The sequence below is a fragment of the Vibrio sp. Vb1018 genome (genome assembly GCF_033338775.1).
Lineage (GTDB): Bacteria > Pseudomonadota > Gammaproteobacteria > Enterobacterales > Vibrionaceae > Vibrio > Vibrio alginolyticus.
In genome coordinates, this window is sequence record NZ_JAWOTI010000036.1 from 1 (window position 1) to 26,982 (window position 26,982).

Consider the following 26,982-nt stretch of genomic DNA (forward strand, 5'->3'; position numbering starts at 1 on the left):
TTGGTTACAAGACACCAACAGAGTATATTTATGAGCAGCTACTCTAAGTGTCGCACTTCAAACTTGATACTAAGTGCGTGCCAGCCAGTTACGTTAATACATATACCACTTATTTAATTGATAAAAGTACACGCTCACCATTATCTTCAATATCTGCAATTATTCCCGAATACTTCGATAGTTGTTCATCTTTTGCCGCTTCTTGTAATACGTCAGCAACTACATTGTATATCTGTTTAAGCTCTTGACTATCACAGTTATCGGATTCAGCATTTCGCAACAGAAATCGAATGATGGTTTCGGGTGTGTGTTTCCCTGCCAATACAACTATGAATAAAGGAATAGTAATATTAGTCTTTACTTTTCCCGACGATATATCAGTCACATTAACATTAAAAAACTTCATAAGATCCATCTACCGTAGTTTTTGTTAGGACAGAGCACATAACGCCGCGTTAAGTGGTGAGCAACGCTACCACCCTACCTAAACCATTGTGCTGTAAACACTAAATTCAAAGCAAACCGAAAATGCCAAGCGTTGAGAATCCGCCTTAAACGCTTTGTTAGCTGCGTAGCTTTTTGGAGAGCAGGTTCTGTTTTGATTCGAATCCGGCGCTAGTATAAAAACCGATAGCTCCTGTGTTATTTGACCAAACATGCAGGTCAACTGAACTAGCGCCAAGAGCACTAGCCCACTTAGAAAAGTAAGAAACTAGCCCTGTAGCTACACCCAGCTTTCGAGCTTCGCTAGAAACGATTAACTCTTCAATATATCCATACGTTCGTGATTGCGTCCAACGACGCTCTTTAACGTCAGTGAGATTCCCCAATAAAGCTCCGACTACCTTTCCATCGTGCTCGCTAACAATAAGCAACTGATTTTCATCAGATAGAATGTCTTGAAGCTCAGTCTCATTTAGTACATCTTCAGTTTTGCGAACAACATCTGGGACTAAGTCTGAGTTGTGCTCATTCTCAGCAATGAAAAGGCTAACCAACACATCTAAATCTTTGATTTGGGCTACACGAACCATAAATCTTCTCCAAGCAGCTAACGCCCTGTTAAGGTGTGAGCAACGCAATACCGAAGCTTCCGCATGGCACCTTAACCACTAGACGCAACGCATAGCAAAAATGCCAAGCGTTGCGAATCACTCTTAAACAGATTGTTATATTTTTATTCCATGTGGGGAGAGTACTTTCTTCAGACTTTCAAGGTCTTTTCGTGGCAAAGGTAAAATGAAGGATATAGCATCCATACCTAAACCTCCAAAAGAATTACCAACAACCACTGCGTCTTTGGAGTCCACTACCCAAACTCGATCGTGAATAAAGACATCATCAAACGTGTCAAGATCATAAAACTTCACTTTGCTACCAAGCTTGTTAATTATTTCGTCTTTTATCTTTTTGTCGTCAGAATGACTAGAACTGTAAAGTAGATTTACATGCTTAACACAACTCTGAGACATTGACTTCATAAAATCTGACACATAGCTATTTGGAATAAATTGTTCACTAGCTATATTTAATAGGCAGGAGTTATTATTTTTTGATATGGTTATAGATTTGGCTCTACCTAGGTAGTTCATAAGCTTTTCTACAGATCTAAAACTTCTTCCTTTTTCTCTAGTAAGAAAATCTATGATACTAGCATCAATATTTTTCTTTTTTGCAACATTAATAAATTTATCATTAATCTCACACTTTCCAGTTATATTACCTAGTATATAAGGATCAATGACCGTTATATACTTCCCGTACTCCGTATAAGATTTTATCTCATTAATTGCTCTAGCTCTATGACCAGGTTGTGTCATAAATGAGTATACTTGCCCTGGAAAACCTCGACTACCTAGAGATGCGCATGGGCAATAATGAGGCTCTGGCTCATCAAATTGTAAGTTATCATCGAATATTACTGTAACTACGTTACCTCCTACAGATAATATTACAATATTTTGCGATTTTCTTACATAAGTGGAAAAGTTATCCATATTACTTTTAAAGCGATACCAAAAACCTCCTTTTAATGCCAAGATAGCATCGAATTCACTTTGAGGTAACGAGAGAGAGTCTGAAGCAATGTTCTTTCCGGTTTTTAATATTTCATGAAAAATATGCTCCTGGTAAATATTGCTTCTGAAGTCTAACCCTTCACTTTGTGTATAAGTTATATTGAAAAGATATTCGTCAAAATGTGAGAAGGGTTTGTGCGCTTTCACTTTCCATCTGGGTCTTTCTTTATCAATCCGATGAATTATTAAACTATGCAAACTGTACTCCTTAAAAATATAACGCTGCATTAAGGTGTGAGCGACGCTTGGCTATACTTGAGCGAAGCGAAACTGCCAAGCGTTGCGAATCACTCTTAAATGCTTTGTTATGAGCCATTGCCGAATATATTACTAGCTATAACTGAAGAAAATACTCCAATCACGATAGACCAAGCAGAGGCAATAAGAATTGACCTGATTGGATGTACAGAAACCCACGCTGACAGCCTGAAAAATAGTGACTTTCTGACAAGTTTTAGCTCATCCTTTGATTTAGAAACTAATTCTCTCGAAACCCCGTTTGTTAACAATCGCTGAGAGCAAGAATCACAAATTGTAGGTTCATCGCAAGAGTATATGATATCTGACTTGATGCCATTCATATCGTAAATGCAACCTTTGGTTTCATCATGAGTAAAATTACTGTATTCGTAGCAGGTGGGAATACTGCCTTTGTTTTCTCGGTATACGAGCGTATAAGCATGAAGTAACCGAAAAACTACATTTTCCAGTCCGATATTATGAAAACGAAGATAATCCGCAATTTCGTGGAAAGTAAAAATGACAACATTATTTGTTAGTCGCCTGCTATACCAGTTTTCTTCTAGCGGCACATTTGTTAGTGTAATCGTTATTTCTTCTCCTTCTTTTTCAGGAATCAAATCACCTAAAATTTGATCGGAAAACTCCCAATTGTAACCATCCGAGCCTTTGTTAATTTCATAAGTCTCGATTGAGTTTAAGATTTCATAGACGCCAGAGCTACGACTTGATAGCAATGATAAGTCGAGATCTCTAGGCACAGAACCAAGTACAACTAGCCGTATCTTTGTTTTTTTGCTCAATTTAAATATCCTCTTGGCTCATAACGCTTTCTATACGGCGATTTGCCGTTTTTCTGGCAGGCTACCGCCTTCTTTCTTATCAAAAGCGCTATCAATCGTAGCACTTATATGCATGAAACAAATAGAAAAACAGTATGAATATGTGTGGTGGCGCGCGCAATTAGGCGGCGCACAGCACGCTAATTTCAAAAGTGGTGATACATTAACGGAGCTGTATAAATAAACAGGTTAATTTATCATGAAAAGTCAGTTTTTACTTAGTGTAAAAGAGCACATGCTTACTCGTCATTATGCGAATAAAACTATCGAAAGTTATCTATTTTGGATAAAACGTTTTATCACTTTTCACCAGCTCGCCCACCCATCAACACTAGCAGAAGATGATGTCATTCAATTTCTGAGTTACTTAGCGGTAGAAGAAAAAGTTGCGGTAAAAACGCAAGCTTTGGCGCTGAACTCAATATCATTTTTATATCGTGATTATTTTAAAACCCCACTATCACTTGATATGAGATTTCAGAAATCCTTGACCGAAAAGAAACTTCCCGTTGTATTAACCAGGGAGGAGATCCGAAGATTCGTTCAACATATCGGCCCGAGGTATAAACTCCATATTCAGCTGCTTTATGGCTCAGGGCTTCGAGTCATGGAGTGTTTGCGCTTAAGAGTTCAGGACATCGATTATGATTATGGCGCAGTTCGTGTTTGGCAAGGAAAAGGAGGTAAAAATCGTACCGTAACGTTAGCAAAAGAGCTACATGAGCCGCTTAAAGCTCAGGTTAATTTAGCAAGAGATTACTATTTTAAAGATAGACACATGCCTGGTTATGCGGGGGTATACATCTCTGAAGGTTTACGACGTAAATACCCAAAAGCGGAGCTAGATTTTAACTGGCACTTTTTGTTTCCATCAACAAAGTTAAGCGCAGATCGAGACACTGGTGAACTCAGAAGGCATCATATCAATGAAAGCGCAATACAAAGAGCGGTAAAGCGCGCGGCAAGCGACGCAAGTATTGAGAAAACTGTAACTTACCACACACTAAGACACAGTTTTGCCACGCATTTATTGGAATCTGGCGCAGACATTAGAACTGTTCAGGAACAATTAGGGCATACTGATGTAAAAACCACGCAAATCTATACTCACGTTATCGAGCGCGGGGCTGGCGGTGTGTTGAGTCCATTATCCAGCCTTTAGAAAAACAAAGCCACCTCGAAAGGTGGCTTTGCTTTACAACTCGTTATTGACGAACACCGAGTTTCACATTGCCTTTTGAATCAAACCAAAGTGCTTGCGAACGGCGACGTCCTATTAGTATCGGACCATCGTCATAAAAGAGAAAGTTCTTCCAGTGCTTTTTAAAAATAGACCATTTCGTTTCGATGACATTGTACTTCTCGTAGCAAAAGTAAACGGTTACATCGTCTTGCCAATCGATATGTGCCTCAGCTTCCGCTGGCATGTCAGGATCATCCGACTCCCACGCAGCCATCCAATCCACAGTTTCAGACCAATTCGCCTCGTTCATTGGCCAGTCTTGGGAACTTAGTCTATCCATATCAGGGCTTTGAGCACTGATATTTTCTTTCCAAAATTGTGCTGAGCGGGCTTGGCTCATCGGCTTAATAAAAGCCAAATCTTCTTCTGGCACAGGCATCGACTGATGCGTAAAAATCCATTTTCTTTGGTATTCGTCCAAAGGCAAATAAGACATTCAGTCTCCTTTATTACGATTTCAGCCAACCTTTCTCTGTGGCTTCTTCAATCAACTCTTTCGCTTTGTCCCATAAGGTAACAGAGCCAAATTCAATTCGTTTATTAATGGTAAGTGCTTGTTCGCGTGAGACACCATGTTCCTTCCAACTCTGACCATTATTATGGTAGTTCAAGAGCATTGGAATTAACCGATCGAGTGCTTTTGCATACTTAGCATCATCGGTCTGCGCGGCTTCAAATTCATGCCAAAGCGCCAATAGCTCTTGCTCCTGATCGCTGGGTAACATACCAAACAAGCGCTCTGCAGCTCTAATTTCTTTTTCTGCTTGCTCTTGAGACGCAGCACAGTATCATAAACAAAGGTATCGCCCGCGTCGATCTCTACTACGTCATGTATCAATAACATTTTCATCACTCGGCAAATATCAACAGGTGCATTCGCATGCTCTTCCATCAATATTGCCATCAGTGCGACATACCAACTATGCTCACCACTATTTTCGAGGCGCCCTTCAGCACTTTTAACTCGAGTTCGGCGCAAAATGCTTTTGAGTTTATCGAGCTCGATTACAAGTGCTAACTGCTTTTCCAATCGTTCCATACTATCGCCCTTCTTGCTGCCAATTCGGATTAATAAGCGACGTTAGAACGTGGTCTTGCCACTCACCATTAATCAAAAGGTAATCTTTTGCATACCCTTCTCGGTTGAACCCTACATGCTCTAGCACAGATTCACTGCGTTTATTGTGAGGCATGTAGCCAGCTTGAATACGATGCAGTTTCTGAACGTTAAACATGTAGTCGCAAGCCATGGTTAATCCACGACGCATATAACCATGCCCTTGCGCTTTTTCAGCGAGAGAATATCCGACGTTACAAGAATAAAAAGGAAAACGACTCAAACTACTAAAGGATATCGTACCTAGCATTTCACCCGAAGAGGCTCTGACTAAAAGGCAATAATACCCCAATCCCATTCGATGCAGCTCATTGAGCTTGATAAGCTTTTGCAACCAACCGTTCACTGAGAAAAAAGCCTCTTCACGTTTCGGTTCAAACGGTTTCAGGTATTCTCGGTTCGCTTGAAAATATTCGGCAATCATATCTGCGTCACCGATTTCAGCGGTACGAAGAAGCAAGTCACCGTCCAACATATGAACGGCGATAGATGAGCTGTTATCTTCCATTACAAATGATTAATTCCGTCTTTTCGTTCAATTCGATTAATTCTTACGGATACCGTAATCACGCAGTTTATTAGCGATTGAGGTATGCGATACATTTAAGCGCTTAGCAAGCTTACGGCTTGATGGGAATGACTGATACAAACGTTCCAGAACTTGAGATTCATAATCACGCATGATCTCATCCAAAGAACCGTCGATGTTAAGCGTTGCACTACCAGCGCCGACTGACTGAGGCTGAGGTAAATTGAAGTGACCCGCGTTTAGTATATCACCATCCATTTCCGTGAGCGCTCGAAGAATCATGTTATCCAGCTGGCGCATGTTTCCTGGCCACTGATAATTTGCAAGGGCATCAACTAGACCATCATCAAACTCTGGCTTATCAATCCCAAGCTGTTGAGCATGTTTCGCCACAAACAACTCAAGCAATGGTGCAACGTCGTTTGAGCGCTTACGTAACGGAGGAATGCTGAGCGTAAGTACGTTGAGACGATAATACAAATCTTCACGGAACATTCCTGCTTCAGAAAGCTCGGCAAGGTTATGTTTTGTTGAAGCGATGATACGAACATCGACATGCATCTCATCTTCTGCACCGACACGACGGAAATTACCATCTTGTAGAAAACGTAACAGCTTGATTTGAAGATGCGAACTCATTTCACCGATTTCATCAAGAAATACCGTCCCGCCATTTGCTTGCTCAAAGATGCCTTTGTGGCCTTGTTCATGATTAAATGAACCCGGCGCATGACCAAAAAGTTCGGTTTCTGCTACATCGTCAGGCATCGAAGCACAACTCAAAACTAGGAATGGCTTGCTCGCGCGGCTAGAACGGCTGTGGCAAGCTTTAGCAAGCATTTCTTTACCGGTCCCCGTTTCGCCCTCAATCAACAATGGTTGGTCAAGCACAGACAGCTTCTTAGCTTGGTTCATTAGTGCTTTATGACGGTTCGATATACCAACAAAGTGCTCAAAACCCAGAGGGTTATGCAGCGGTAGCGCTTCTTCAATTCTGGCAACTTGCTGACTAGAGCGAATCGTCATTAGAGTACTCGCTAGAGTCGAGTTTTGCGCTTCGTCTCGGATATAAACGGGCATCAACTCTAGAACATAGTCCAAGCCCTCAATCACAAGGTTTTCCCGTGTTCGGCCATTCACACCCTCAGACCAACGAGAGAAACGAACACTTGGTAACAAAGCACTGATTTGAGTACCAATCACTTCTTGCTTGTGAAGGCCAAGCAATGAAAGTGCAGACATGTTTGCCATGTCTACGGCACCTTTAAGATCAATGGCAAAAACAGGATCGGGCAAGTTATCAACTAACGAGAGCAGCTCCGTATTGTGGCGCTCCATCGGCATAAACTGGATTTTACGTACGTCTTTCACCCCCGGAATACGGCGGATTTCAGCCATCAGCTCACTAAACGTATCAAAATCAATATCCGGGCAATTCAAATAGATAATACCGCTAATATCGATTTCGATACCACGCAAGTCGATGCTTTTAGACGCTAAAATATCGAGCAGTTCTCGGGTCAAGCCGAGTCGATCTTCACATAAGACTTCAAGACGCACTTAAAATATCCCAATTCACAACTGTCAGGAAAAGTTGACAGTAGTTTCTATCATGCTTGGAATGGCGTCAAGCAATCCTATCCATCAAAGTTGATATTCGTTACGGTTTCATCGTAATTGATGCAACTTTCGCCGCCACTGCCTTGCGTATGGTGCCCAACTTAACCTGACGGTCAGGATACCAGGGTAGTGGACGCAATAAGGTCATCGCTTTCAAGCCCAAACGTGCCGTTAGAATACCAACACCTAGCCCCTGCCCCGCACGAGCAGAAACTTTGCCAGCAAGATCCATCGACATCAAGTCCATACTGGCATCAATAGCGAGCTCACTGGCACCAGCCGCCGCCATATTGACAAATACCGCTCTTAGTAACTTGATGCGAGATGCATAACCTAGCTCTACCCCATATACCTTGGAGAGGTTGTCGATCATTTTGAAATTTCGCCAAGCCACCAGCAACATATCAGCGGCAGCCAGAGGGCTCACGGCGACTAGGGCCGCACACTCGGTTGCGTGCTGTGATACGATTTTCGTTGCCAACTTGTCTTGTTGGCTCACCACCATCGAGTCATACATATCAAGAATTTCAGCGTCACTATGAGCAGGGTTAATACTGTTCTGCCAACGATCAAAGCCCGGATTCTCTGCCATCACACCACTTTGTTCTGCTACGGTTTCGCAAAAGGCTTTCCCTTTCCCAACGCTCTCACTATTAACAAGTGCTTCTGCTTCTTCTTGAACACTAAAATGATTTCGTAGTTTTCGCAGTTTCCAAAGCTCTTTACCCATAGCTCCTAAACCAAGCGAAGCGATCGCAGCAATAAACCCCGTCCAGCTTAAGGCTAGCCAATCAGAAGCCTGAATTGCGGTTATAACCGAGTCCACCGCTTGCCAGCCAACCAGACCAGCAAAAGTTGCAAATGCGCCAGTCGCGAGCCATTTTCTGCCCGATTTTGGACGAATGACATGCTCGAGTTGCAATTCCTGTTCGGTCTCCTGGTGCGCTTCTTTAACTTCAACAGGTACAAATGTTTCTTTTTCGCCGAATGTTTGCTGCGCCGTCAATTCCGGTTGATTCGATTGCTGCTCTTTTTCCATTACCTTTTCAGAGAAAACTTGTTTTTGCTTCAACTCACTCATTTCAATTTATCTCCAATCAGGTAATCCAATGCTTTGTCTAAGCGTATGTGCTTCACTGGCTCATCATTCGGTGAGGGCATCGGACGAAACGACGTAAAATCAAACCCGTTGTTTTGCCAATACGCTGCATTTGGTAGCTTTTTCGGCACCTCTCCGGGAAACATAGTCATCGGCTCACCACCCAATGTTGTTCCTTGTAACGCCGGGATGGTCTTATCTCCAGAGGAAATAAACCCCGTCGTGGTTGCTTGGATGGAAGCGATACTCATGCAGCTCATCTCAATATTCTCGTAGGCTGCCGTTTGCCATGCTGGATGCACCATTTGTTGGAGCAGAGACACCAAATTTGGGTGCTGATCGGGCGTGATATGATCCGCTTTTGTAGCAGCAAACAACACTTTGTCGATTTTTGGTGAGAACAAACGACGCAAAAAGCTACTACGACCATAGCGGAAGCTATGCATGATCTGTTCTAGCGCTTGGCGCATGTCGTAAAACGCTTCATCACCGGCATTGAGAGGCTGCAAACAATCCACCAGTACAATCTGGCGATCGAAGGTCGCAAAATGATGCTTATAAAACGCTTTCACGACTTTCTGTTGGTATTCCTGAAAACGGGCTTCTAACATCGCTAAGTTACTGCCCTTGGACGCTTTGCTTTCCGAATCAACACGACACGGAAAAAACTGTAGCACCGGCGCGCCTGCTAGCTCACCAGGTAATACAAAGCGGCCAGGCTGAACCCAATGAAGGCCAGCGTCTTTACAGGCATGAAGGTACTCGGTGTATGTGTGTGCAACTTTCTCAAGTAGTTTCTCATTCACTTCTGCAAAGAGATCCACTTTCTCCAGTTCAGAAAGCCAAGCTTTGGCTAAATCGCCACGCTGGCCTTTAAGTGCATCAAACTGAGTTTGCGACCACGTTGCAAAGTCCATGTCCAATAAAGGCAGGTCGAGCAACCACTCTCCTGGATAGTCGATAATATCAACATTTAAAATTGCGGTTTTACTCAACAGCTTTTTCGTAGTTTTATTTGGTTTGTACTTGAGCGCTAAGCGAATCTCACTCACATCACGTGTCGGTACTGGCCACTGAGGTGGAGTGGCATGAATTTGGCTCATCGCCTCATCGTAAGCAAAGCGTGGCACCATCATATTCGATTGAGGCTCACGCTTCGCCCCAATAAGGCGCTTATCTCTAGCCGCAGTCAAAAGAGGCAAATTGTCATGGGTTGCAGTATGAAGAAGCTGATTCACTAATGACGTGATGAATGCCGTCTTACCGGCACGAGAAAGTCCGGTGACAGCAATTCGAACATTAGAGTCCATACCTCTGTTGATAAAGTCATTAACTTCTTTCTTTATTCTCTTCATTACGCTTCTTTATCTTACTCCACTTTAAAACAACGTTGTCAGCGACTTCGAATTTCGATCTATGAATACTGTTCTATCCCGAATTCTATGAGTTTAACTTTATATACCTTAATAAAAGATGAACAAAACATCCGGCTTAATGCTGTGTTAAAAAAGAAAAGCCCCTGAGTGGTTCAGAGGCTTACTTAATCTACAGCATTAGTAACTCTATATGCGCTGATTACTATGTTAAACAGGAACCCGCTTTCTTTAAGCCTAGTCGTCTTCGATTAACTTATAGATAACAAATAGAGCGATTTCCAAAATCAACCACAACACACATGTGATGGTCACGTACTTTTCATCAAAGATGCTGATACCGTGAAGAATCAAGTCATAGCCAACAAAGCCACCTATCACTACAGCAAGAATAATTTGTAGAATCTGAATAAAACGAGGCATGCCGTCTCCTAATTATTGTTCGCATAACGTTTGATTGCTATGCCTAAAGGTTTATATCCTTAATTATATAGACAAAAAGTGCAGGTTTCGCTGCACTTTTGTCAATTGTTTGCTAGGTAAATCAGCACCTTGTCACATTCTCTCTACTGAGACGCAGCAAGATTGCCCTTTGCCTTATGCTTCCATCTCTTGAATTTTCACTTTCCAAGTGTCTGGACCAATTTGGTGCGCGTTAACACCATTTGAGTCGACGGCCACTGTTACTGGCATATCTTCAACTTCAAATTCGTAAATCGCTTCCATACCTAAATCTTCAAATGCGACAACGCGAGCTTTCTTGATCGCTTTCGCCACCAAGTACGCAGCGCCACCTACAGCCATTAGGTAAACCGCTTTGTGATTCTTGATAGATTCAACCGTTGCAGGGCCACGCTCAGCTTTACCGATCATGCCCATGATGCCGGTCTTTTCTAGCATCATGTCGGTGAATTTATCCATACGCGTTGATGTTGTTGGGCCAGCAGGACCAACGACTTCATCACCAACTGCATCGACAGGGCCTACGTAGTAAATGAACTTACCGTTGAGATCTACGCCTTCAGGTAGACCTTCACCGTTATCTAGCATGCCTTGAATACGTTTATGCGCAGCATCACGACCAGTCAGAATTTTACCTGATAGAAGAACCGTTTCGCCTGTCTTCCACTCTTGTACTTCTTCTTTAGTAATTGTGTCTAAGTTTACGCGACGCGTATTTTCGCCCGCTTCCCAAGTGATATCTGGCCAATCTTCTAGTTTAGGTGGTGTTAGCTCTGCTGGGCCGCTACCATCAAGCGTGAAGTGTACGTGACGAGTCGCCGCACAGTTCGGGATCAAACAAACAGGCTTAGAAGCCGCGTGCGTTGGCGCAGTTTTGATTTTAACGTCGACAACAGTCGTCAAACCGCCAAGACCTTGCGCACCGATACCAAGTTTGTTCACGCGATTGAAGATATCCAAACGAAGCTCTTCTTCTGCGTTTTGTGGGCCACGGTCAATAAGCTCTTGAATATCGATGTGTTCCATTAGAGATTCTTTTGCCAATACCGCTGCTTTTTCAGCCGTACCGCCGATACCAATGCCAAGCATGCCAGGAGGACACCAGCCCGCCCCCATTGTTGGTAGCGTTTTTTCTACCCACTCAGCAATATCGTCAGATGGGTTTAGCATCACCATCTTAGTTTTGTTTTCGCTACCGCCGCCCTTCGCAGCGATCTGAATTTCAACTTTATCGCCCGGAACCATGTTGATATGTACGACGGCAGGCGTGTTGTCTTTGGTATTAATACGTTTACCAGCAGGGTCCATAAGTACTGACGCACGCAACGGGTTATCAGGGTTCGTGTACGCTTGTCGAACACCTTCATCTACCATCTGCTGAACCGTCATGTCGGTCGAATCCCATTGCACGCCCATACCGATGTTGACGAAACACGTCACAATACCAGTATCCTGACAAATTGGACGGTGACCTTCTGCGGACATTCGGGAGTTAATTAAGATCTGAGCAATCGCGTCTTTAGCGGCTTGGCTCTCTTCGCGGTGATAGGCTTTTTCAAGAGCTTGAACAAAGTCTAGCGGGTGGTAGTAAGAAATATACTGTAGCGCATCAGCGACACTGCTGATCACATCCTGCTTGCGTATTACCGTCATTACATGCCTCGTTATAGTTATGCTTCCATTATTGGCTTGGCTTCAATCGTGTTTGTTGAGCTTATTGCTCTTTTGAGCTTCGTTTTTTATAAACAATTGTCGAACGGCTGATATCGACACACGAAATGCTGAAGTTGCCTACTTGTAAACCATCTCAAAACCCTATGAATAGAGGGAGTTTGGCTACACAGAGGAATATGATACTCTTGCTGCCCATGACATGCCATGCAGTGAACGATCTCTTTGTCACAAATTACACAAATGAACAACATGGACAATCAATTCATTGATTTTAAAGCGTTGGAATACGCACCAGAGTTTGCTCTTCACCTTTTTTCTCGCATTCAACACCTACCTTGGGCGATGTTGCTGCGTTCTGCATCAAAAACGCATATCGATAGCCGCTTCGATGTGTTGGTCGCCAACCCGATTGCAACGTTAGAAACCACTGCCGACAACACACAAGTTGAAACGCCATCGAATGCCTATTCAACTCAAGATGACCCATTCACGCTGCTTCATCAATTGCAAGAACAGTGGCTTCCTCACCTTGAGTTAAATAAAGAATTGGATTTGCCTTTTGTTGGTGGTGCGCTCGGTTACTTCAGTTACGATTTAGGTCGCCGCGTAGAAACGATGCCAGAAGTGGCAGAAAAAGATCTCAACACGCCGGATATGGCGGTAGGTCTGTATGAATGGGCCGTTGTTGTTGACCACAAGCTTAAAAAAGCATGCCTAGTTGGTCAGAACATCGAGCAAGCTTGGCAATGGTTAAACGAGCAAAAAGCAGAACAAACCGTTGACTTCGCTTTGTCTGGTGCTTGGCAGTCAAACATGACGAAAGAGAGCTACGCTACTCGCTTTGACAAGGTGCAAGAATACTTGTTGAGCGGTGACTGTTATCAGATCAATTTGGCGCAGCGCTTTAACGCACCGTATCAAGGCAGTGAGTGGCAAGCGTATCTGAAATTGGAGTCCGCCAACCAAGCGCCATTCTCAGCGTTTATCCGCATGCCTGAGTCTTCGATTTTGAGTATCTCTCCAGAGCGCTTTTTAGAGCTCAAAGATCGCGTCATTGAAACAAAACCAATCAAAGGTACTCGCCCTCGCAGCGAAGATCCAAAGCAAGATAACGCTAATGCCCATGACTTGCAGACAGCGGAAAAAGATCAGGCAGAAAACCTGATGATTGTCGATTTGCTGCGTAATGATATTGGTCGCGTTGCATCACCGGGTAGCGTTCACGTGCCAAAGTTGTTCGATATTGAAAGCTTCCCTGCCGTGCATCATTTGGTGAGCACCATTCGTGCAAATTTGGATGAACAATACGCTCCTGCGGATTTGCTGCGAGCGTGTTTTCCAGGCGGTTCAATTACGGGCGCACCTAAAGTTCGCGCAATGCAGATCATTGAAGAACTGGAGCCGCATCGACGCAGCGCGTATTGCGGCAGTATTGGCTACATTTCACGCCATGGTCGTATGGACACCAGCATTACTATCCGAACTCTTGTAGCGGAAAAAAACAAACTTTACGCTTGGGCTGGCGGCGGCGTCGTGGCAGATAGCGATTGCGCCTCTGAGTATCAAGAAACGTTGGATAAGCTTTCAAAGATTTTGCCAGCACTGCAATCGTAGATTTCAACCGTGGACAACGTCGCTTTAATGCTATTGACGAAAACAATCTAAAACGCCTCCAGAACGGTAATGCCGCTCATTTAACAGCGAGTGGCATATTTCTGTATCTCATCACCCTGCACAGCGACGAAGGAGCGTGATACAGGTTCTTCTATTCAAGCACTTTGTGGTCAAATTTGTTTCATTACCCGCTCGGCGTTCTGCTACTAGATTCTTAGTCTCGCCAAGGCTCGATAGAATGACCCAAAAAACATCGTTAAATGATCGGCATTATCCAGTGTGGTGCGTTTTTTAGTGTGTTTTATTTGCATGTACTTTAGCTTTTAGCCGTTGGCCAACAAAAATTCTTTTTTAAAAGGCAGCGTCTACTGCTCAAGCCACTTACACATAATCTGTTCGATATCGGTTGCGGTGTACGGCTTAGTGAGGATGTCGTCCATGCCTGAATCAATGCACTTTTGACGCTCTTCGATGGTAGTGCCAGCGGTTAATGCAATAATAGGATGAGTAAAGCCACGCTCTCTCAGATACATCGTCGCCTCATAACCATCCATTTCAGGCATTCGGCAGTCCATGAATATCAGTTCGTAGTCTTTACTTTTCACCGCTTCTAATGCTTCTTTGCCGTTGGCTTTTAAATCAGGTGTAATGTCGAGTTTTTTCAGCATTTGAGTAACAATGACTTGATTCATTCTGATGTCATCAACCACTAATATTGAGCGTCCTGCTAAATCGCTTCGCTCTATGGTGACCAATTCCCCCTCTGCTGTGCCTTGTGCTTGCCCTTCCTCAAGAGGAATAGCAACTTTAAAAGTTGTCCCTTTGCGCTCTTCACTCTCAAAGCTAATTTGACCTTGCATCAAATCCACGAGGTTTTTACAAATCGCGAGACCTAAACCTGAGCCTTCAAAGCTGCGTTTCGCCGAGCGATCAACTTGGACAAATGGATCAAAGAGTGACGGCTGCGCTTTTATTGGGATGCCAATACCAGTGTCTTCAACCTCAAAATAAGCCGTGCCGTTAAGCCATTCCACCCGTAACACGACGCCACCCAAGTGAGTAAACTTAATCGCGTTTCCCACCAAGTTAACCAAAATTTGTGTAATGCGCTCTAAGTCACCGACTAAAAATTCTGGAATCCCCAGCTTTTTGTCGATAGAGAAATGGATGCGTTTTTCAGCAGCCTTAGCTGCAAATACACCCATTATGGCTTTTTCAAGCTCCTCCCAGGCAAAAACTTTATGTATGATTTCCATCATACCGGCATTCATCTTACTGAAATCAAGAAGATCATTAATGATAACTCTCAATAAGTCCCCTGATTGAGTCAAATTGCTCAAGTATTGACGCTGCTCTTCTTCTAATTGGGTTCGACTCAATAACTCCGCACTACCCAATACGCCATTGAGAGGAGTTCGCAGCTCATGGTTAATCATGGCGACAAACTCCTTCGTCGCTTTTTCTGATTCCTCAGCCCGCTTTCTCAGCTCGACCTCTCGCTCTAAACTTAAGTGTCGACCAATAACACCATGAACTAAGTCAGACACGAGCTCCATCTGTTTGGAAATAAAAGACTGATCGATTTGATCTTGCAACACAGAGAAAATCAACTCCCCAACCGTTTCCCCATCAATGATAACTGGCAAATGCAAATTCTCTCCCTGCCAATTAGGAGTGGTGAAAATCTCGTTGTTATGACGAAGCTGTAAGTGACCAAAGTGATGACGACGCAATGAGCTCAGCTTTGTAGCGTCAAGAAACAAGTAAGCCGCAGAAATGATCGAGTTAGAAGTGAGCTGCTCAATAAAGCTCGCTATCATTGCTTCATCGAACGTGCTCGATAAAAAAGTACGACCGAACTTAATCAACGTCGCATCAATTTGCTCTTCAAACTCAAACTTACGCAGATCCTTTTTAGATTTCAGCTCTAGCTTGTTCAATGCAACACTGAGTTGCTGGTTGGATTCATATAACTCTAAGCTTTTCTGTTCCAACAGCTGCTCAGCTGCTTTTCTTGATGCAACTTCTCGTTTGAGTTTCCTTTCTAATGAGGAACTTCCCGTCATATCGTTCTTATTGAGCCTCTAACCAAAAACGTACTTTGCTGCCATCTTCTGACTGGTTTTGATGTTTGATATGAACTACCTCACCAAAATGTGCAGCACAACCTTTTATCAATCCTAAGCATACGTGAGACATACATCTTGCGCTGTGGTAGTCAAATACCAATTGGGATTGGTTTTCACTAATGAAATCAAATTGCGGAGGGTTAGCATCAGGATAGAGCTTCTTAACTTCGACATGAATAAAGTCTTCAACATGGCGAACAAATTGAAACGTCGTTTCACACTGTTGCAAACTAGCGTGACTAGGAATGGAGCGAAGTAAATTCAAAAAGACGCACTCTCCAAACACTTCTTGCAGTTGCTCGGGGGGAACACCAGATACTTTACTGAGATTCACGATCAACTTAACCAAATCTTTGTGATCGTAACTACCAACAGCGGTGTAAACACCTTCATCGTTAGAAAGGTCGAGAACTTGGTCTAACACATCAAGACCGAATTTCTCTTCTACTAACTCCATGAACTCGGTGAAAATAATCCCTTTCATTGGCCAATACTTGCCCTATAGTGACGTCCTAAAATAAAGAATGGTGTATAACCTTATAAGTTTCAAATTAATATGTTCAAGCAGAGTGAGACACACAACACAAAGAGGGAAAGTGCTGGGGAGTGCTTTAATGCGAATGTTTTATTTGGTAACCAGTAACGATAACGACATACGCTTTGTCGTCTTTGAGTATAATAAATAATGGTTAGGCACGATAAATAAGGACTCAGTTTGGTTATCGACAAAACTCATTTACTACAGAACTTTCAATTTCGGCTTCCAACGGGCTACCACAAAGAGTCCCTTGCACGACTGAAATGGATGAAAGAAAAGTCCCTGAGAGATGCGGCAGTCTTAATCGGTTTTGTGGAACGCGATGACGGGTTACAAGTCATTCTGACTAAGCGCGCAGCCCACTTACGCCATCATCCGGGACAAATCAGCTTTCCCGGTGGCAAATATGAGCAGGAAGATATTCAGCTCGTGAATACCGCTTTAAGGGAAACCAAAGAAGAAGTTGGGATAGAAGATGAGCATATTCATGTGTTTGGTCAACTGCCTACACTACCAACGATTAGTCAGTTTAATGTGACGCCTTTTTTGGCTTTTGTTTCTCCGGAATATAAAACGCATATTGACCCAAATGAAGTAGAGTCAGTTTTTGAGGTTCCTGCCAACCATATTCTGAACCCCAAAAAATTGTATAGCACCAAATTTGACCTAAAAAGAAGCAGTCATCGTGTATTTGCTATCCCATATAGACAGCATTTCATCTGGGGCATGACGGCACAAATTATCGAATCAATGCAAAAACATATTATTTCACATTAAACAGTTGTTGATATCGGTGCTTTTATAGGCGCGATCATTATGCGCATCAATATTAATAAAACGTTGCTTCATAAACATTCATTCACATTAGATTAATTTTCCATTTTCACCGCAAACGATTGCGGTGAAATAAATTTATACAAACAGCCCTATTGATAAGTTTTTCTAATTTTACTCATTAGCAGAAATCACGAGTAGCACATCATTTTCGTGATAAAAAGCAGGTTTTTGACATATCATTCAATAAGCGTAAGCAATAAATGATTTAGATCTAATTTTCCTAGTGTAAAATCTTGCAAAATTACTCCCGACTTATTTCCTGTTCCCAAAATGAGTAACTAAAAAATGAATACAACTACTTCTGCGGTTTCTACCGCACAATCGTCTAGTAAGTTTTCTTACAAAGACTTTACCTGGTGTCTGTCCCTTTTTGGTACGGCAGTAGGTGCAGGTGTACTGTTCCTTCCTATTAAAGCAGGTGCAGGTGGCTTCTGGCCATTAGTAATCCTAGCCCTAATCGCAGCACCAATGACTTGGTTCGCACACAAATCTTTAGCTCGTTTCGTTCTTTCTGCGAAAAACCCTGAAGCGGACATCACCGACACAGTAGAAGAGCACTTTGGTAAGACTGGCGCAAACCTTATTACGTTCGCTTACTTCTTCGCTATCTACCCAATCGTACTTATCTACGGTGTTGGTATCACAAACACAGTTGACTCTTTCCTAGTTAACCAAATGGGCATGGAATCTATTCCTCGCTGGCTACTTTCTGGTGCACTTATTGCTGCAATGACAGCAGGCGTAGTATTCGGTAAAGAGCTTATGCTGAAAGCAACTTCAGCAATGGTTTACCCTCTCGTGTTCATCCTACTAGCACTGTCTGTATACCTAATTCCTGGTTGGAACACTTCAATGATGGAAGTGTCACCTGACTGGGGTGCAATGCCAGCTATCGTTTGGCTAGCAATCCCTGTTATTGTGTTCTCTTTCAACCACAGCCCAATCATTTCTCAGTTCTCTAAAGAGCAACGTCGTGTATATGGTGATGACGCAGTTAAGAAAACTGACGCTATCACTGGTGGCGCAGCAATGATGCTGATGGGCTTTGTTATGTTCTTCGTTTTCTCTGTTGTACTTTCTCTGTCTCCAGAGCAACTAGCAACGGCGCAAGAGCAAAATATCTCTGTTCTCTCTTACCTAGCAAACGTGCATGAATCTCCACTGATCTCTTACATGGGTCCATTGGTTGCTTTCGCAGCGATCACCTCTAGCTACTTTGGCCACTTCTTAGGTGCGCACGAAGGTCTAGTTGGTCTAGTGAAATCTCGTTCAAAATCACCAGTAAGCAAGATCGAGAAGATGTCTCTAATCTTCATTGTAATCACAACTTGGATCGTTGCTATCGTTAACCCAAGCATCCTAGGTATGATTGAAACAATGGGTGCACCGATGATTGCGGCAATCCTATTCTTGATGCCAATCTTCGCAATGCAAAAAGTTCCTGCGATGGCTAAGTACAAAACTTCAGCACCTGTGCAAATTTTCACAGCAATCTGTGGTCTTGCTGCAATTAGTTCTGTAATCTACGGCGCTCTTTAATCATCTCTGCCCAGTGCAGTATGATTAATCCAAAAATATAACGATAAAATTAAGCCTCCCAACTCCCCTTGGGAGGCTTTCTTCTGAGGTAATCGATATGATTAGTGTTTTTGATATCTATAAAATCGGTGTTGGACCTTCAAGCTCACACACTGTAGGCCCAATGAAAGCGGGTAAAGAGTTTATTGATGATCTTCGTGCAATGGGAAAACTGCGCGACATCACTAAAATCACCGTTGACGTTTATGGATCACTATCACTGACAGGGAAAGGTCACCACACAGATATTGCTATCATCATGGGTCTTGCAGGCAACACTCCTGAGAAAGTTGATATCGATTCTATCCCGGGCTTTATCGCTCGTGTAGAAGAAACTGAACGCCTTCCTGTTGGCATGCACTGTCACACAGTATCGTTCCCACGTGAAGGTGGAATGAACTTCCACAAAACAAACCTAGAGCTACACGAAAACGGCATGCAGATCCACGCTTGGATTGATGACGAAAAAGCGTACTCAAAAACTTACTACTCTATCGGCGGTGGTTTCATCGTTGATGAAGAAAATTTCGGTAAAGAAGCTGAGAACCCAGTAAAAGTACCTTACCCGTTTACAACGGCAGAGGAACTGGTTAACCAATGCCACGAAAGTGGATTGTCCATCAGCGCACTAACCATGAAGAATGAGCATGCGCTTCATTCAGATGAAGAAACTCGTACTTATTTCGCAAACATCTGGCGCACAATGCGCGAGTGTATGGATCGCGGTATGAATGAAGAAGGTATTTTGCCTGGTCCACTACGCGTGCCTCGTCGTGCAGCAGCACTTCGCCAGCAGCTACTTACTTCAGAAAAGACGACAAACGACCCAATGTCTGTTGTTGATTGGGTAAACATGTTTGCTTTCGCAGTAAACGAAGAGAACGCAGCAGGTGGCCGCGTTGTCACAGCACCAACTAACGGTGCGTGTGGCATCATCCCTGCGGTACTGGCTTACTACGATAAGTTCATCCAAACTGTGACTGAAAAAGATTACATCCGTTACTTTGCAGCTTCTGGCGCAATCGGAGGTCTTTACAAGCGTAACGCGTCTATCTCTGGTGCAGAGGTTGGCTGTCAGGGTGAAGTTGGCGTGGCATGTTCTATGGCAGCAGCAGGCCTTGCTGAGCTTATGGGTGGTAGCCCAGAGCAAGTATGTATGGCAGCAGAAATCGCGATGGAGCACAACTTAGGTCTAACGTGTGACCCAGTTGCAGGTCAGGTTCAGGTTCCATGTATTGAGCGTAACGGTATTGCGGCAGTAAAAGCAATCAACTCTACTCGCATGGCACTACGTCGCTCTTCAGCTCCAACTGTTTCTCTAGATAAGGTTATCGAAACCATGCTAGAAACAGGTAAAGACATGAACGCGAAATACCGCGAAACATCTCAAGGTGGTCTAGCAATCAAAGTGATTTGCTAACACGCCTTTCTGAATACCAATCAAAACCCGAGTTTATGCTCGGGTTTTTTTATACCCAAAAAACCTAGGAGAATACGTTATCAGGACAAGTAAAAAAAACCTAAAACGTTGAATATATCCAAATATTATGGATATCTCAGTAAAAAATCACATCTCTTCCCTAGCTTTATTGATAACGTAGCCAAAAATTAAACTTGGAGCACATCAACACATGATTAGGTTTGAAATTGGAAACCAAATCTGCGTTTGCTTGTCCGAAAACGAAATATCTCTAGAGCTCAATCAGTCACTCCACCACTCCATTCCTGTCAACCTAAATGAGTACGCCATTCTGTCAACTATCGCCACATACGGCAGTTTAAATACGCCGATTAGTCAGCGGTTAATAGAAAGCAAAATCACTCAACAATACAAAATGACACTGCCTGAAAATGGCTTTAAAAACGCGGTGGCCGCTCTAAGAAAGAAATTTCGCAAGCTCACGGAAGAACATTTAACCACTAACAAAAACATTATCGAAAACATTCACCGGACCGGATACTTCATCCCTTTTACTATGCAAAACAACCACCAGAATGGCATCGAACATCAACAGAAGATCAATCAATACACAACCAATAGTCTTCGCAAAGCGCTTCGTATTTGCCTGCGTAATAAAAAGATCTATTCAGAAGCAATGTGGGTTGTGTTGATCACTGCGATCATTTTCTTTGCTATCTGTTACTACGCGATAAACAGCATCGTTAAACATAATTATCTGGATAACGCCTTCGAAATTGCAGAGAGCCTTTCCCGCAGGAGTTGCTTTGCTAATGAAAGCGAACTGAAGTCGCTATTTGATAATGTGAAGTTGGTGGAATCGAGCATGATGCTAGATCGTTTCAATATTCGATGCTTAGTCACTCCAGAAACCGTTGTCCCTGTCAGCAAAAAAGCCTTTGAAGAGTGGAGTAACAATAACAATTACACCACCCAATCATTTGACTTAAATAACGCAACTGTTTTGGTTCGTGTTAAAAACATTAACTTATCCGACAATGTTGAAAATCATATTTCACGTTTTTTTCTTTCTGGTATGAAGCTATCAACGAATACCGGAACGTCGTTAGAGATTGGTAACACCAATGAACGCTTTTTCAATTATCACGTAAAGAATAGTGGCTATAAAGAGGTGTATTACATCTCTGGACCGTTTCAAAGTATCATTCTACTGAGCTTACTTTTTCTCATTATACTGCGTCACCGCTCCCTACAAGCCTTTATGGCTTACTTGTGCGCAATTCGACAATTCAAAATAAAACTGGAGCCGATTTATAACACTTCGGCACAAAAGATTGTGCACTACGAAGCCCTCTCCCGGTTTAAGGTAAAAAATACGCAACGGTTTATTGAAACACTGATCCGCAATGGATTGCTGCTAACTCATACCTTACTGGTGATTGATTCCATCTACACCAAACAAAAAGCGTTGCCCATCCCTATCAGCATTAACGTTTGTCCTTCTTTGCTGCGAGGGCGTAACTTTTCAATCCTATATAGAGAGCTATCTAATCGGGATTGCCGTTTGCTGACAATCGAAATCACAGAAAATGCATCGATGTATTATACCTCTGAGATTTATGGCAATGTCGCGAAACTAAAAGCACTGGATTGTAAAATCAGTATTGATGACTTTGGCACCGGCAATAATAATGTGGCGCTTATCAGCAAGCTGAATCCTGACTACCTCAAAATCGACCGAGAATTTGTTATTGGCCTAAAATCTGATGATAAAAAGATAGAAACCTTGCGTCAGTTAATTGCTATGGGCAATACGTATCGCTGCACGGTCATTGTTGAAGGCGTAGAAACGGCAGACAGTGCTCACTTACTCACAACATTGGGCGCCTATATTCACCAAGGTTATTATTACCCTCTTCATTGCTAGCTTTTCTTCACTCGGTTAGTTACTTAAAATAGATTTAATACTCTATAAAAACTCGTGGTGGCATAACGGTATGCCGCCAATTTGTGATTGAGCGATGATTGCGATTAAACCCACCAAACTGAAAGATTTTTCAAGTTTGATGCAATTGGATGTGCAAGAAGAGCAAAAAGGATTTTTTACACCGTTTGAAATGGCTTACCAAAAACGCAGTAAGTCAGAGGCGTTCTTTACGATTTATTCTGATGACCTATTAGTAGGCTATCTTGTTATCGATAAAGGTTTCTCCCAACATGCGCCGTTTGCTAAACGATACGAACTGGAGCTTAAATACTTGATGATTGATCAACGTTTCCAACGTCAAAGGGTTGGGAGTGAGGCATTGCGTAAACTGTTCCTTTATGCGTATACCATTAACCCTAAAAGCACCTCTCTTTGCGCCACTGTCCCACAAAGTCAGCAATACGCTATCAGTTTTCTTGATGCGTGCGGATTCATTAATACAGAGGAAACAACATTGGGTGATAATGAAAAAGAATGGATTCTACGACACCCATTAAGCTAGCTGGTGAAGCATAATCAAAATTGGGCCATTCAGACACAACAAAGGCAAGCTTCTCGCTTGCCTTTGTTTAATGCTCAATAGAAAGTGACTTATTCGCCTTTGTAAATACAACCCGCTGTGCACGTTTCTTTGATTTCGACTTTACTTAGCAGTGGTAAGCTTGGCTTAAGCTGCTGCCAAATCCATTTTGCTAACACTTCGCTAGTCGGGTTCTCTAACCCTTCAATGTCGTTTAGGTAGTAATGGTCTAAGCGATTGTAAATTGGTTTAAATGCAGCTTTGATCTCTGCAAAATCCACTACCCAACCTGTATGTGGATCAACTTCACCTTCTACATAAAGACGAACAAGGAAAGAGTGTCCGTGCAAACGACCACACTTGTGACCTTCTGGTACGTGTGGCAAATGGTGTGCTGCTTCGAACATAAACTCTTTGTATAATTCTGTTTTCATCTTGATTCTCAGGCTTTAAAAAGACAGGCAATACTAAGGAATTCGCTGCCAAGAGACAAGCGTTACCCCATACAAGCGTAGCAAAAACTTCCGCTGGTTCCTGGCCTCTTTGCTATCACTCACACCAAAGCGCCGTATTTCTGTCACGCGCCAAACATTTGATTACACAGCACTCATATCACAATTACATATCCCCAACATGTGTGGGGTCACAATCATTCATTTCGTTGTTCGCAGTGCGCATTTGTGCACATTAATATTGTGCAGTTCGTTCCAATTACACTTATAAATTTATGCGCTCAACTATCACTTTTAAGCTCTTACTGGCGTTAATTGCTGTCTTCAGCTGCGTTCTAGCTGCCTCTACGGCTTACCAATACCATCAACAAAAAACCTTAATCAATGATGTTCTTAGTGAACAACTCCATGATAAGGCTAGTAATTATTTCGATAGCCTAAATATGATGATGCTTACGGGCACCATGTCGCAAAAAGAAACCTTACGTCAAAAGGCCCTGGCCCAAGAAGGCATTGAAGCAGTTCGCGTGTTGCGAGCTGATACTGTGACCAAACTTTACGGACCTGGGCAACAAAACCAGCAGCCTGTCGATGATATTGATCAACGAGCGTTGAATGGTGAACTGGTGATTGAACCAATCTCAGCCGATTGGGGCAAAGGGTTAGTAGTCGCACTACCAATGAAATCGAGCGAAAATTACCGTGGCACCAACTGCGTTTCTTGCCACGTTGCACCAGCAGGAGAAGTGTTGGGCGCGATTCGCTTGGAATACAACATGAATCATGTCAATTCAATGATCAGTAAACAGGCAATGTTTGCGATGGGAATAATGGCCGTAATCGCATTTGTGGGCTTCATCATAACGTTGAGTTTGATTCAAAAAATCATTGTACGACCAATTCAAAGAACGTCGAAATTCATGTCGAATGTGAGCCATAGCAAAGATCTATCTCAACGACTTATGCATCACCAACAGGATGAAGTGGGCCAACTTTCTACAGCCATCAATTCATTCATGGACACGGTCTCCGAAAGCTTAGAACGTGTGCAAGACACCTCTCACTCACTTGCCGACTCCGCGAGTAAACTAACTGCTGTCGCGCAGTCCACAGATAAAGCGGCCAATAACCAACAGCTAGAGACCAACGAAGTACAAAGTAATATCACCGATATGTTGCAGCAACAAACTGCGGTTGAGGACTCGACTAACAACGCTACTGTTTTGGTCAATCACACCGTTGATGTCGCCACTCATAGTGCAAGTCAAGCACACAACGTCAGTGAAGACATCAAACAACTAGTAAGTAACATTGATACCGTACGGGAAAAAATCAGCTCTCTAAACCAAAGAACCGAAGAAGTGTCGTCCATTCTTGTGGTTATTAAGGGTATTGCAGAACAAACCAACCTGCTCGCGTTGAATGCTGCTATTGAAGCCGCCCGTGCCGGAGAGCAAGGACGCGGTTTTGCGGTCGTCGCGGAAGAAGTGCGTAACCTGGCTTCTAGGACGGCTGAAGCCACTGGTAATATTGAACATATCATTTCTCAATTCCAGCAAGGAAGTGAAGAGTCATTAACTTCTGTTGATACCGTCTGCCAGTTTGCTCATCAACGCTCTGTCGATGTCGAGGCACTATCAGCCACAATGCATAACGTTGTTGACGAAATGCGCCAAGTGCTCAGACATGCAGAAGATATCCAAAACCAGACGCAAACCACATCTGATGTAAGTCAGCATATTCAATCTAAAATAGATGTGATCACACTGCATGCTAACGACACATCGCAATCAGCATCGCACACGCGTGATATTAGTGTTGATTTAGAGCATCTATCCGAACGTTTAGAGCAATTACTAAACCAATTCACACTTTCAGAGCACAAAAGAGTGAATAAATAGAGAGATTCTCCCCATCAAAACGAATATAAAGGTTGATGCGAGCGAATTGACAGGTAATATGTCTCGTTGAATCTGTAAAATGCTACCCAACTCAGCGCTTAGCTTGTTTTTTGAACAAAAATGTTATTAGACAAGTACTTTAAGTAAGCGTTGAGTTGAATTTTTACCTCAATGGAGAATATTGAAAACATGACTTACGCGCCTGTATCAGACGTATTGAAAGGTCAGCTAGCAGTAGACAGCGAAGTGACTGTTCGTGGCTGGATCCGTTCACGTCGTGATTCCAAAGCTGGAATCTCTTTCCTTGCCATATATGACGGCTCTTGTTTCGACCCGATTCAGGCCGTGGTCCCAAATAATCTTAATAATTACGAAGACGAAGTATTAAAGCTAACGACTGGCTGCTCTGTTGAAGTAACTGGTAAGATTGTTGAATCTCCTGCAAAGGGTCAAGACTTCGAACTTGCTGCCACTGACGTTAAAGTGGTTGGTTGGGTTGAAGATGCTGAAACTTACCCAATGGCAAAAACTCGTCACTCAATCGAGTACCTACGTGAAGTTGCGCACCTACGTCCGCGCACAAACGTAATCGGTGCAGTAGCACGTGTACGTAACTGCCTATCTCAAGCAATCCACCGCTTCTACCACGAGCAAGGTTACTTCTGGGTATCTGCGCCGTTGATCACGGCTTCAGATGCTGAAGGCGCTGGTGAAATGTTCCGCGTATCTACGCTAGACATGGAAAACCTTCCTCGCACTGACGCTGGTAAAGTGGACTACAACGAAGACTTCTTCGGTAAAGAGACGTTCCTAACCGTATCTGGTCAGCTAAACGCAGAAGCTTACGCTTGTGCGCTAAGCAAAGTTTACACTTTCGGCCCTACTTTCCGAGCTGAAAACTCAAACACAAGCCGCCACCTAGCAGAATTCTGGATGGTTGAGCCTGAAGTTGCGTTCGCAGAACTGGATGATGTAGCGAAACTGGCTGAAGACATGCTCAAGTACGTGTTTAAAGCAGTGCTTGCAGAGTGTCGCGATGACCTTGAGTTCTTCGCTCAACGCATCGACAAAGAAGCAATCACTCGTCTAGAGCAGTTCGTTTCTTCTGACTTCGCGCAAGTTGACTACACTGACGCAATCCAGATCCTTCTTGATTCAGGTCGTGAGTTCGAATTCCCAGTTGAATGGGGTATCGATATGTCTTCTGAGCACGAGCGTTTCCTTGCTGAAGAACACTTCAAAGCACCTGTAATCGTTAAGAACTACCCGAAAGACATTAAAGCATTCTACATGCGTGCTAACGATGACGGTAAAACAGTTGCAGCGATGGACGTTCTAGCACCGGGCATCGGCGAAATCATCGGTGGTTCTCAGCGTGAAGAGCGCCTAGACATTCTAGATGCACGTATGCGTGAAGTGGGTATCGATCCTGAACACATGAGCTGGTACCGCGACCTACGTAAATACGGTACAGTGCCACACGCAGGCTTCGGTCTAGGCTTCGAGCGCCTAGTATCTTACGTCACTGGTATGGGCAACGTTCGTGACGTGATCCCATTCCCACGTACTCCTCGCTCTGCGAACTTCTAATCACTTTTTAGTGATATTGAATTAAAAAGACCTCCCATGTGGAGGTCTTTTATTTTGTACGAATGTGCCGTCCTAAATAAGGTTGACACTTTCCACCCCAAAATTGGAGAGTGTTATGAAATCAACAACTAAAAGAACT

General features: G+C 43.2%; 23 protein-coding genes and 1 pseudogene. 9 read left to right on the forward strand and 15 right to left on the reverse strand.

From position 1 onward, the window contains the following. Positions 1–109: 109 nt before the first annotated feature. The 4 genes from R7Z10_RS22855 to R7Z10_RS22870 form a co-directional block, all read right to left on the reverse strand. Positions 110–406 (reverse strand): hypothetical protein, encoded by a 297-nt coding sequence (locus R7Z10_RS22855; protein ID WP_318106022.1) that lies wholly within the window; start codon positions 404–406, stop codon positions 110–112. A 157-nt stretch (positions 407–563) separates the two neighbouring features. Then, positions 564–1,034 carry a GNAT family N-acetyltransferase gene (locus tag R7Z10_RS22860; RefSeq protein ID WP_318106025.1) on the reverse strand — a complete coding sequence of 157 codons (471 nt, stop codon included), beginning with the start codon at positions 1,032–1,034 and terminating at the stop codon, positions 564–566. Between the two features lie 135 nt (positions 1,035–1,169). Beyond that, positions 1,170–2,276, reverse strand: coding sequence for a hypothetical protein (locus R7Z10_RS22865; protein ID WP_069495188.1), 1,107 nt, complete (start codon positions 2,274–2,276; stop codon positions 1,170–1,172). A 107-nt stretch (positions 2,277–2,383) separates the two neighbouring features. Beyond that, complete coding sequence (locus R7Z10_RS22870) at positions 2,384–3,121, reverse strand: hypothetical protein (protein WP_318106029.1); 738 nt, start codon at positions 3,119–3,121, stop codon at positions 2,384–2,386. A gap of 238 nt (positions 3,122–3,359) precedes the next feature. Between R7Z10_RS22870 and R7Z10_RS22875 the strand changes: the two genes are divergently transcribed. Beyond that, positions 3,360–4,322, forward strand: coding sequence for an integron integrase (locus tag R7Z10_RS22875; RefSeq protein ID WP_318106032.1), 963 nt, complete (start codon positions 3,360–3,362; stop codon positions 4,320–4,322). Between the two features lie 43 nt (positions 4,323–4,365). Here the strand turns inward: R7Z10_RS22875 and R7Z10_RS22880 are convergent, their stop codons facing one another. The 8 genes and pseudogenes from R7Z10_RS22880 to R7Z10_RS22915 all read right to left on the reverse strand — a co-directional run bounded on the left by R7Z10_RS22880 (position 4,366) and on the right by R7Z10_RS22915 (position 12,256). Then, the gene (locus R7Z10_RS22880) at positions 4,366–4,839 is read right to left on the reverse strand and encodes a DUF2947 domain-containing protein (RefSeq protein ID WP_017636094.1); all 474 of its coding nucleotides are present in this window, start codon (positions 4,837–4,839) and stop codon (positions 4,366–4,368) included. A 13-nt stretch (positions 4,840–4,852) separates the two neighbouring features. Beyond that, positions 4,853–5,442 (reverse strand): annotated as a pseudogene (locus R7Z10_RS22885) (HD domain-containing protein). Position 5,443: 1 nt separating this feature from the next. Next, positions 5,444–6,028, reverse strand: coding sequence for a ribosomal protein S5-alanine N-acetyltransferase (rimJ, locus tag R7Z10_RS22890; RefSeq protein WP_025767303.1), 585 nt, complete (start codon positions 6,026–6,028; stop codon positions 5,444–5,446). 36 nt (positions 6,029–6,064) lie between these two features. Next, the gene (tyrR, locus tag R7Z10_RS22895) at positions 6,065–7,609 is read right to left on the reverse strand and encodes a transcriptional regulator TyrR (protein WP_318106035.1); all 1,545 of its coding nucleotides are present in this window, start codon (positions 7,607–7,609) and stop codon (positions 6,065–6,067) included. Between the two features lie 100 nt (positions 7,610–7,709). Next, positions 7,710–8,750, reverse strand: coding sequence for a YcjF family protein (locus R7Z10_RS22900; protein ID WP_005388274.1), 1,041 nt, complete (start codon positions 8,748–8,750; stop codon positions 7,710–7,712). Next, the gene (locus R7Z10_RS22905; protein WP_065274661.1) at positions 8,747–10,123 is read right to left on the reverse strand and encodes a YcjX family protein; all 1,377 of its coding nucleotides are present in this window, start codon (positions 10,121–10,123) and stop codon (positions 8,747–8,749) included. The genes R7Z10_RS22900 and R7Z10_RS22905 overlap by 4 nt, the downstream gene beginning before the upstream one ends. A gap of 255 nt (positions 10,124–10,378) precedes the next feature. After that, on the reverse strand, positions 10,379–10,564 hold the full coding sequence (locus R7Z10_RS22910; protein WP_005376906.1) for a hypothetical protein: 186 nt from the start codon (positions 10,562–10,564) through the stop codon (positions 10,379–10,381). A gap of 174 nt (positions 10,565–10,738) precedes the next feature. Continuing rightward, positions 10,739–12,256 (reverse strand): fumarate hydratase, encoded by a 1,518-nt coding sequence (locus R7Z10_RS22915; RefSeq protein WP_005376905.1) that lies wholly within the window; start codon positions 12,254–12,256, stop codon positions 10,739–10,741. Positions 12,257–12,526: 270 nt separating this feature from the next. On the opposite strand from R7Z10_RS22915, the gene pabB reads away from it, so the two are divergent. After that, on the forward strand, positions 12,527–13,891 hold the full coding sequence (pabB, locus tag R7Z10_RS22920) for an aminodeoxychorismate synthase component 1 (protein ID WP_213971332.1): 1,365 nt from the start codon (positions 12,527–12,529) through the stop codon (positions 13,889–13,891). Between the two features lie 365 nt (positions 13,892–14,256). On the opposite strand, the gene R7Z10_RS22925 is transcribed toward pabB, so the two are convergent. Together R7Z10_RS22925 and R7Z10_RS22930 are read right to left on the reverse strand one after the other, a co-directional pair. Further along, positions 14,257–15,957 (reverse strand): ATP-binding protein, encoded by a 1,701-nt coding sequence (locus tag R7Z10_RS22925; protein WP_213971333.1) that lies wholly within the window; start codon positions 15,955–15,957, stop codon positions 14,257–14,259. A 7-nt stretch (positions 15,958–15,964) separates the two neighbouring features. Beyond that, positions 15,965–16,504, reverse strand: a complete 540-nt coding sequence (locus R7Z10_RS22930) for a heme NO-binding domain-containing protein (RefSeq protein WP_005388282.1) — start codon at positions 16,502–16,504, stop codon at positions 15,965–15,967. A gap of 231 nt (positions 16,505–16,735) precedes the next feature. On the opposite strand from R7Z10_RS22930, the gene R7Z10_RS22935 reads away from it, so the two are divergent. From R7Z10_RS22935 to R7Z10_RS22955, 5 genes are all read left to right on the forward strand, one after another. Beyond that, positions 16,736–17,335 carry a CoA pyrophosphatase gene (locus tag R7Z10_RS22935; RefSeq protein ID WP_005376901.1) on the forward strand — a complete coding sequence of 200 codons (600 nt, stop codon included), beginning with the start codon at positions 16,736–16,738 and terminating at the stop codon, positions 17,333–17,335. 345 nt (positions 17,336–17,680) lie between these two features. Continuing rightward, positions 17,681–18,934, forward strand: a complete 1,254-nt coding sequence (locus R7Z10_RS22940) for an aromatic amino acid transport family protein (RefSeq protein WP_005388284.1) — start codon at positions 17,681–17,683, stop codon at positions 18,932–18,934. Positions 18,935–19,031: 97 nt separating this feature from the next. Continuing rightward, positions 19,032–20,393, forward strand: coding sequence for an L-serine ammonia-lyase (locus tag R7Z10_RS22945; RefSeq protein ID WP_005376899.1), 1,362 nt, complete (start codon positions 19,032–19,034; stop codon positions 20,391–20,393). A gap of 211 nt (positions 20,394–20,604) precedes the next feature. Then, positions 20,605–22,320 carry an EAL domain-containing protein gene (locus R7Z10_RS22950; protein WP_318106039.1) on the forward strand — a complete coding sequence of 572 codons (1,716 nt, stop codon included), beginning with the start codon at positions 20,605–20,607 and terminating at the stop codon, positions 22,318–22,320. A gap of 94 nt (positions 22,321–22,414) precedes the next feature. After that, on the forward strand, positions 22,415–22,882 hold the full coding sequence (locus tag R7Z10_RS22955) for a GNAT family N-acetyltransferase (RefSeq protein WP_025767296.1): 468 nt from the start codon (positions 22,415–22,417) through the stop codon (positions 22,880–22,882). An 89-nt stretch (positions 22,883–22,971) separates the two neighbouring features. On the opposite strand, the gene queD is transcribed toward R7Z10_RS22955, so the two are convergent. Continuing rightward, entirely contained in the window at positions 22,972–23,334 is a 363-nt protein-coding gene (gene queD / locus R7Z10_RS22960; RefSeq protein ID WP_005376896.1) for a 6-carboxytetrahydropterin synthase QueD, read from the reverse strand. Between the two features lie 293 nt (positions 23,335–23,627). Between queD and R7Z10_RS22965 the strand changes: the two genes are divergently transcribed. Both R7Z10_RS22965 and asnS read left to right on the forward strand, forming a co-directional pair. After that, entirely contained in the window at positions 23,628–25,253 is a 1,626-nt protein-coding gene (locus R7Z10_RS22965) for a methyl-accepting chemotaxis protein (RefSeq protein ID WP_132936781.1), read from the forward strand. Positions 25,254–25,442: 189 nt separating this feature from the next. Then, the gene (asnS, locus tag R7Z10_RS22970) at positions 25,443–26,843 is read left to right on the forward strand and encodes an asparagine--tRNA ligase (protein WP_017636101.1); all 1,401 of its coding nucleotides are present in this window, start codon (positions 25,443–25,445) and stop codon (positions 26,841–26,843) included. The last annotated feature ends 139 nt before the right edge of the window (positions 26,844–26,982 follow it).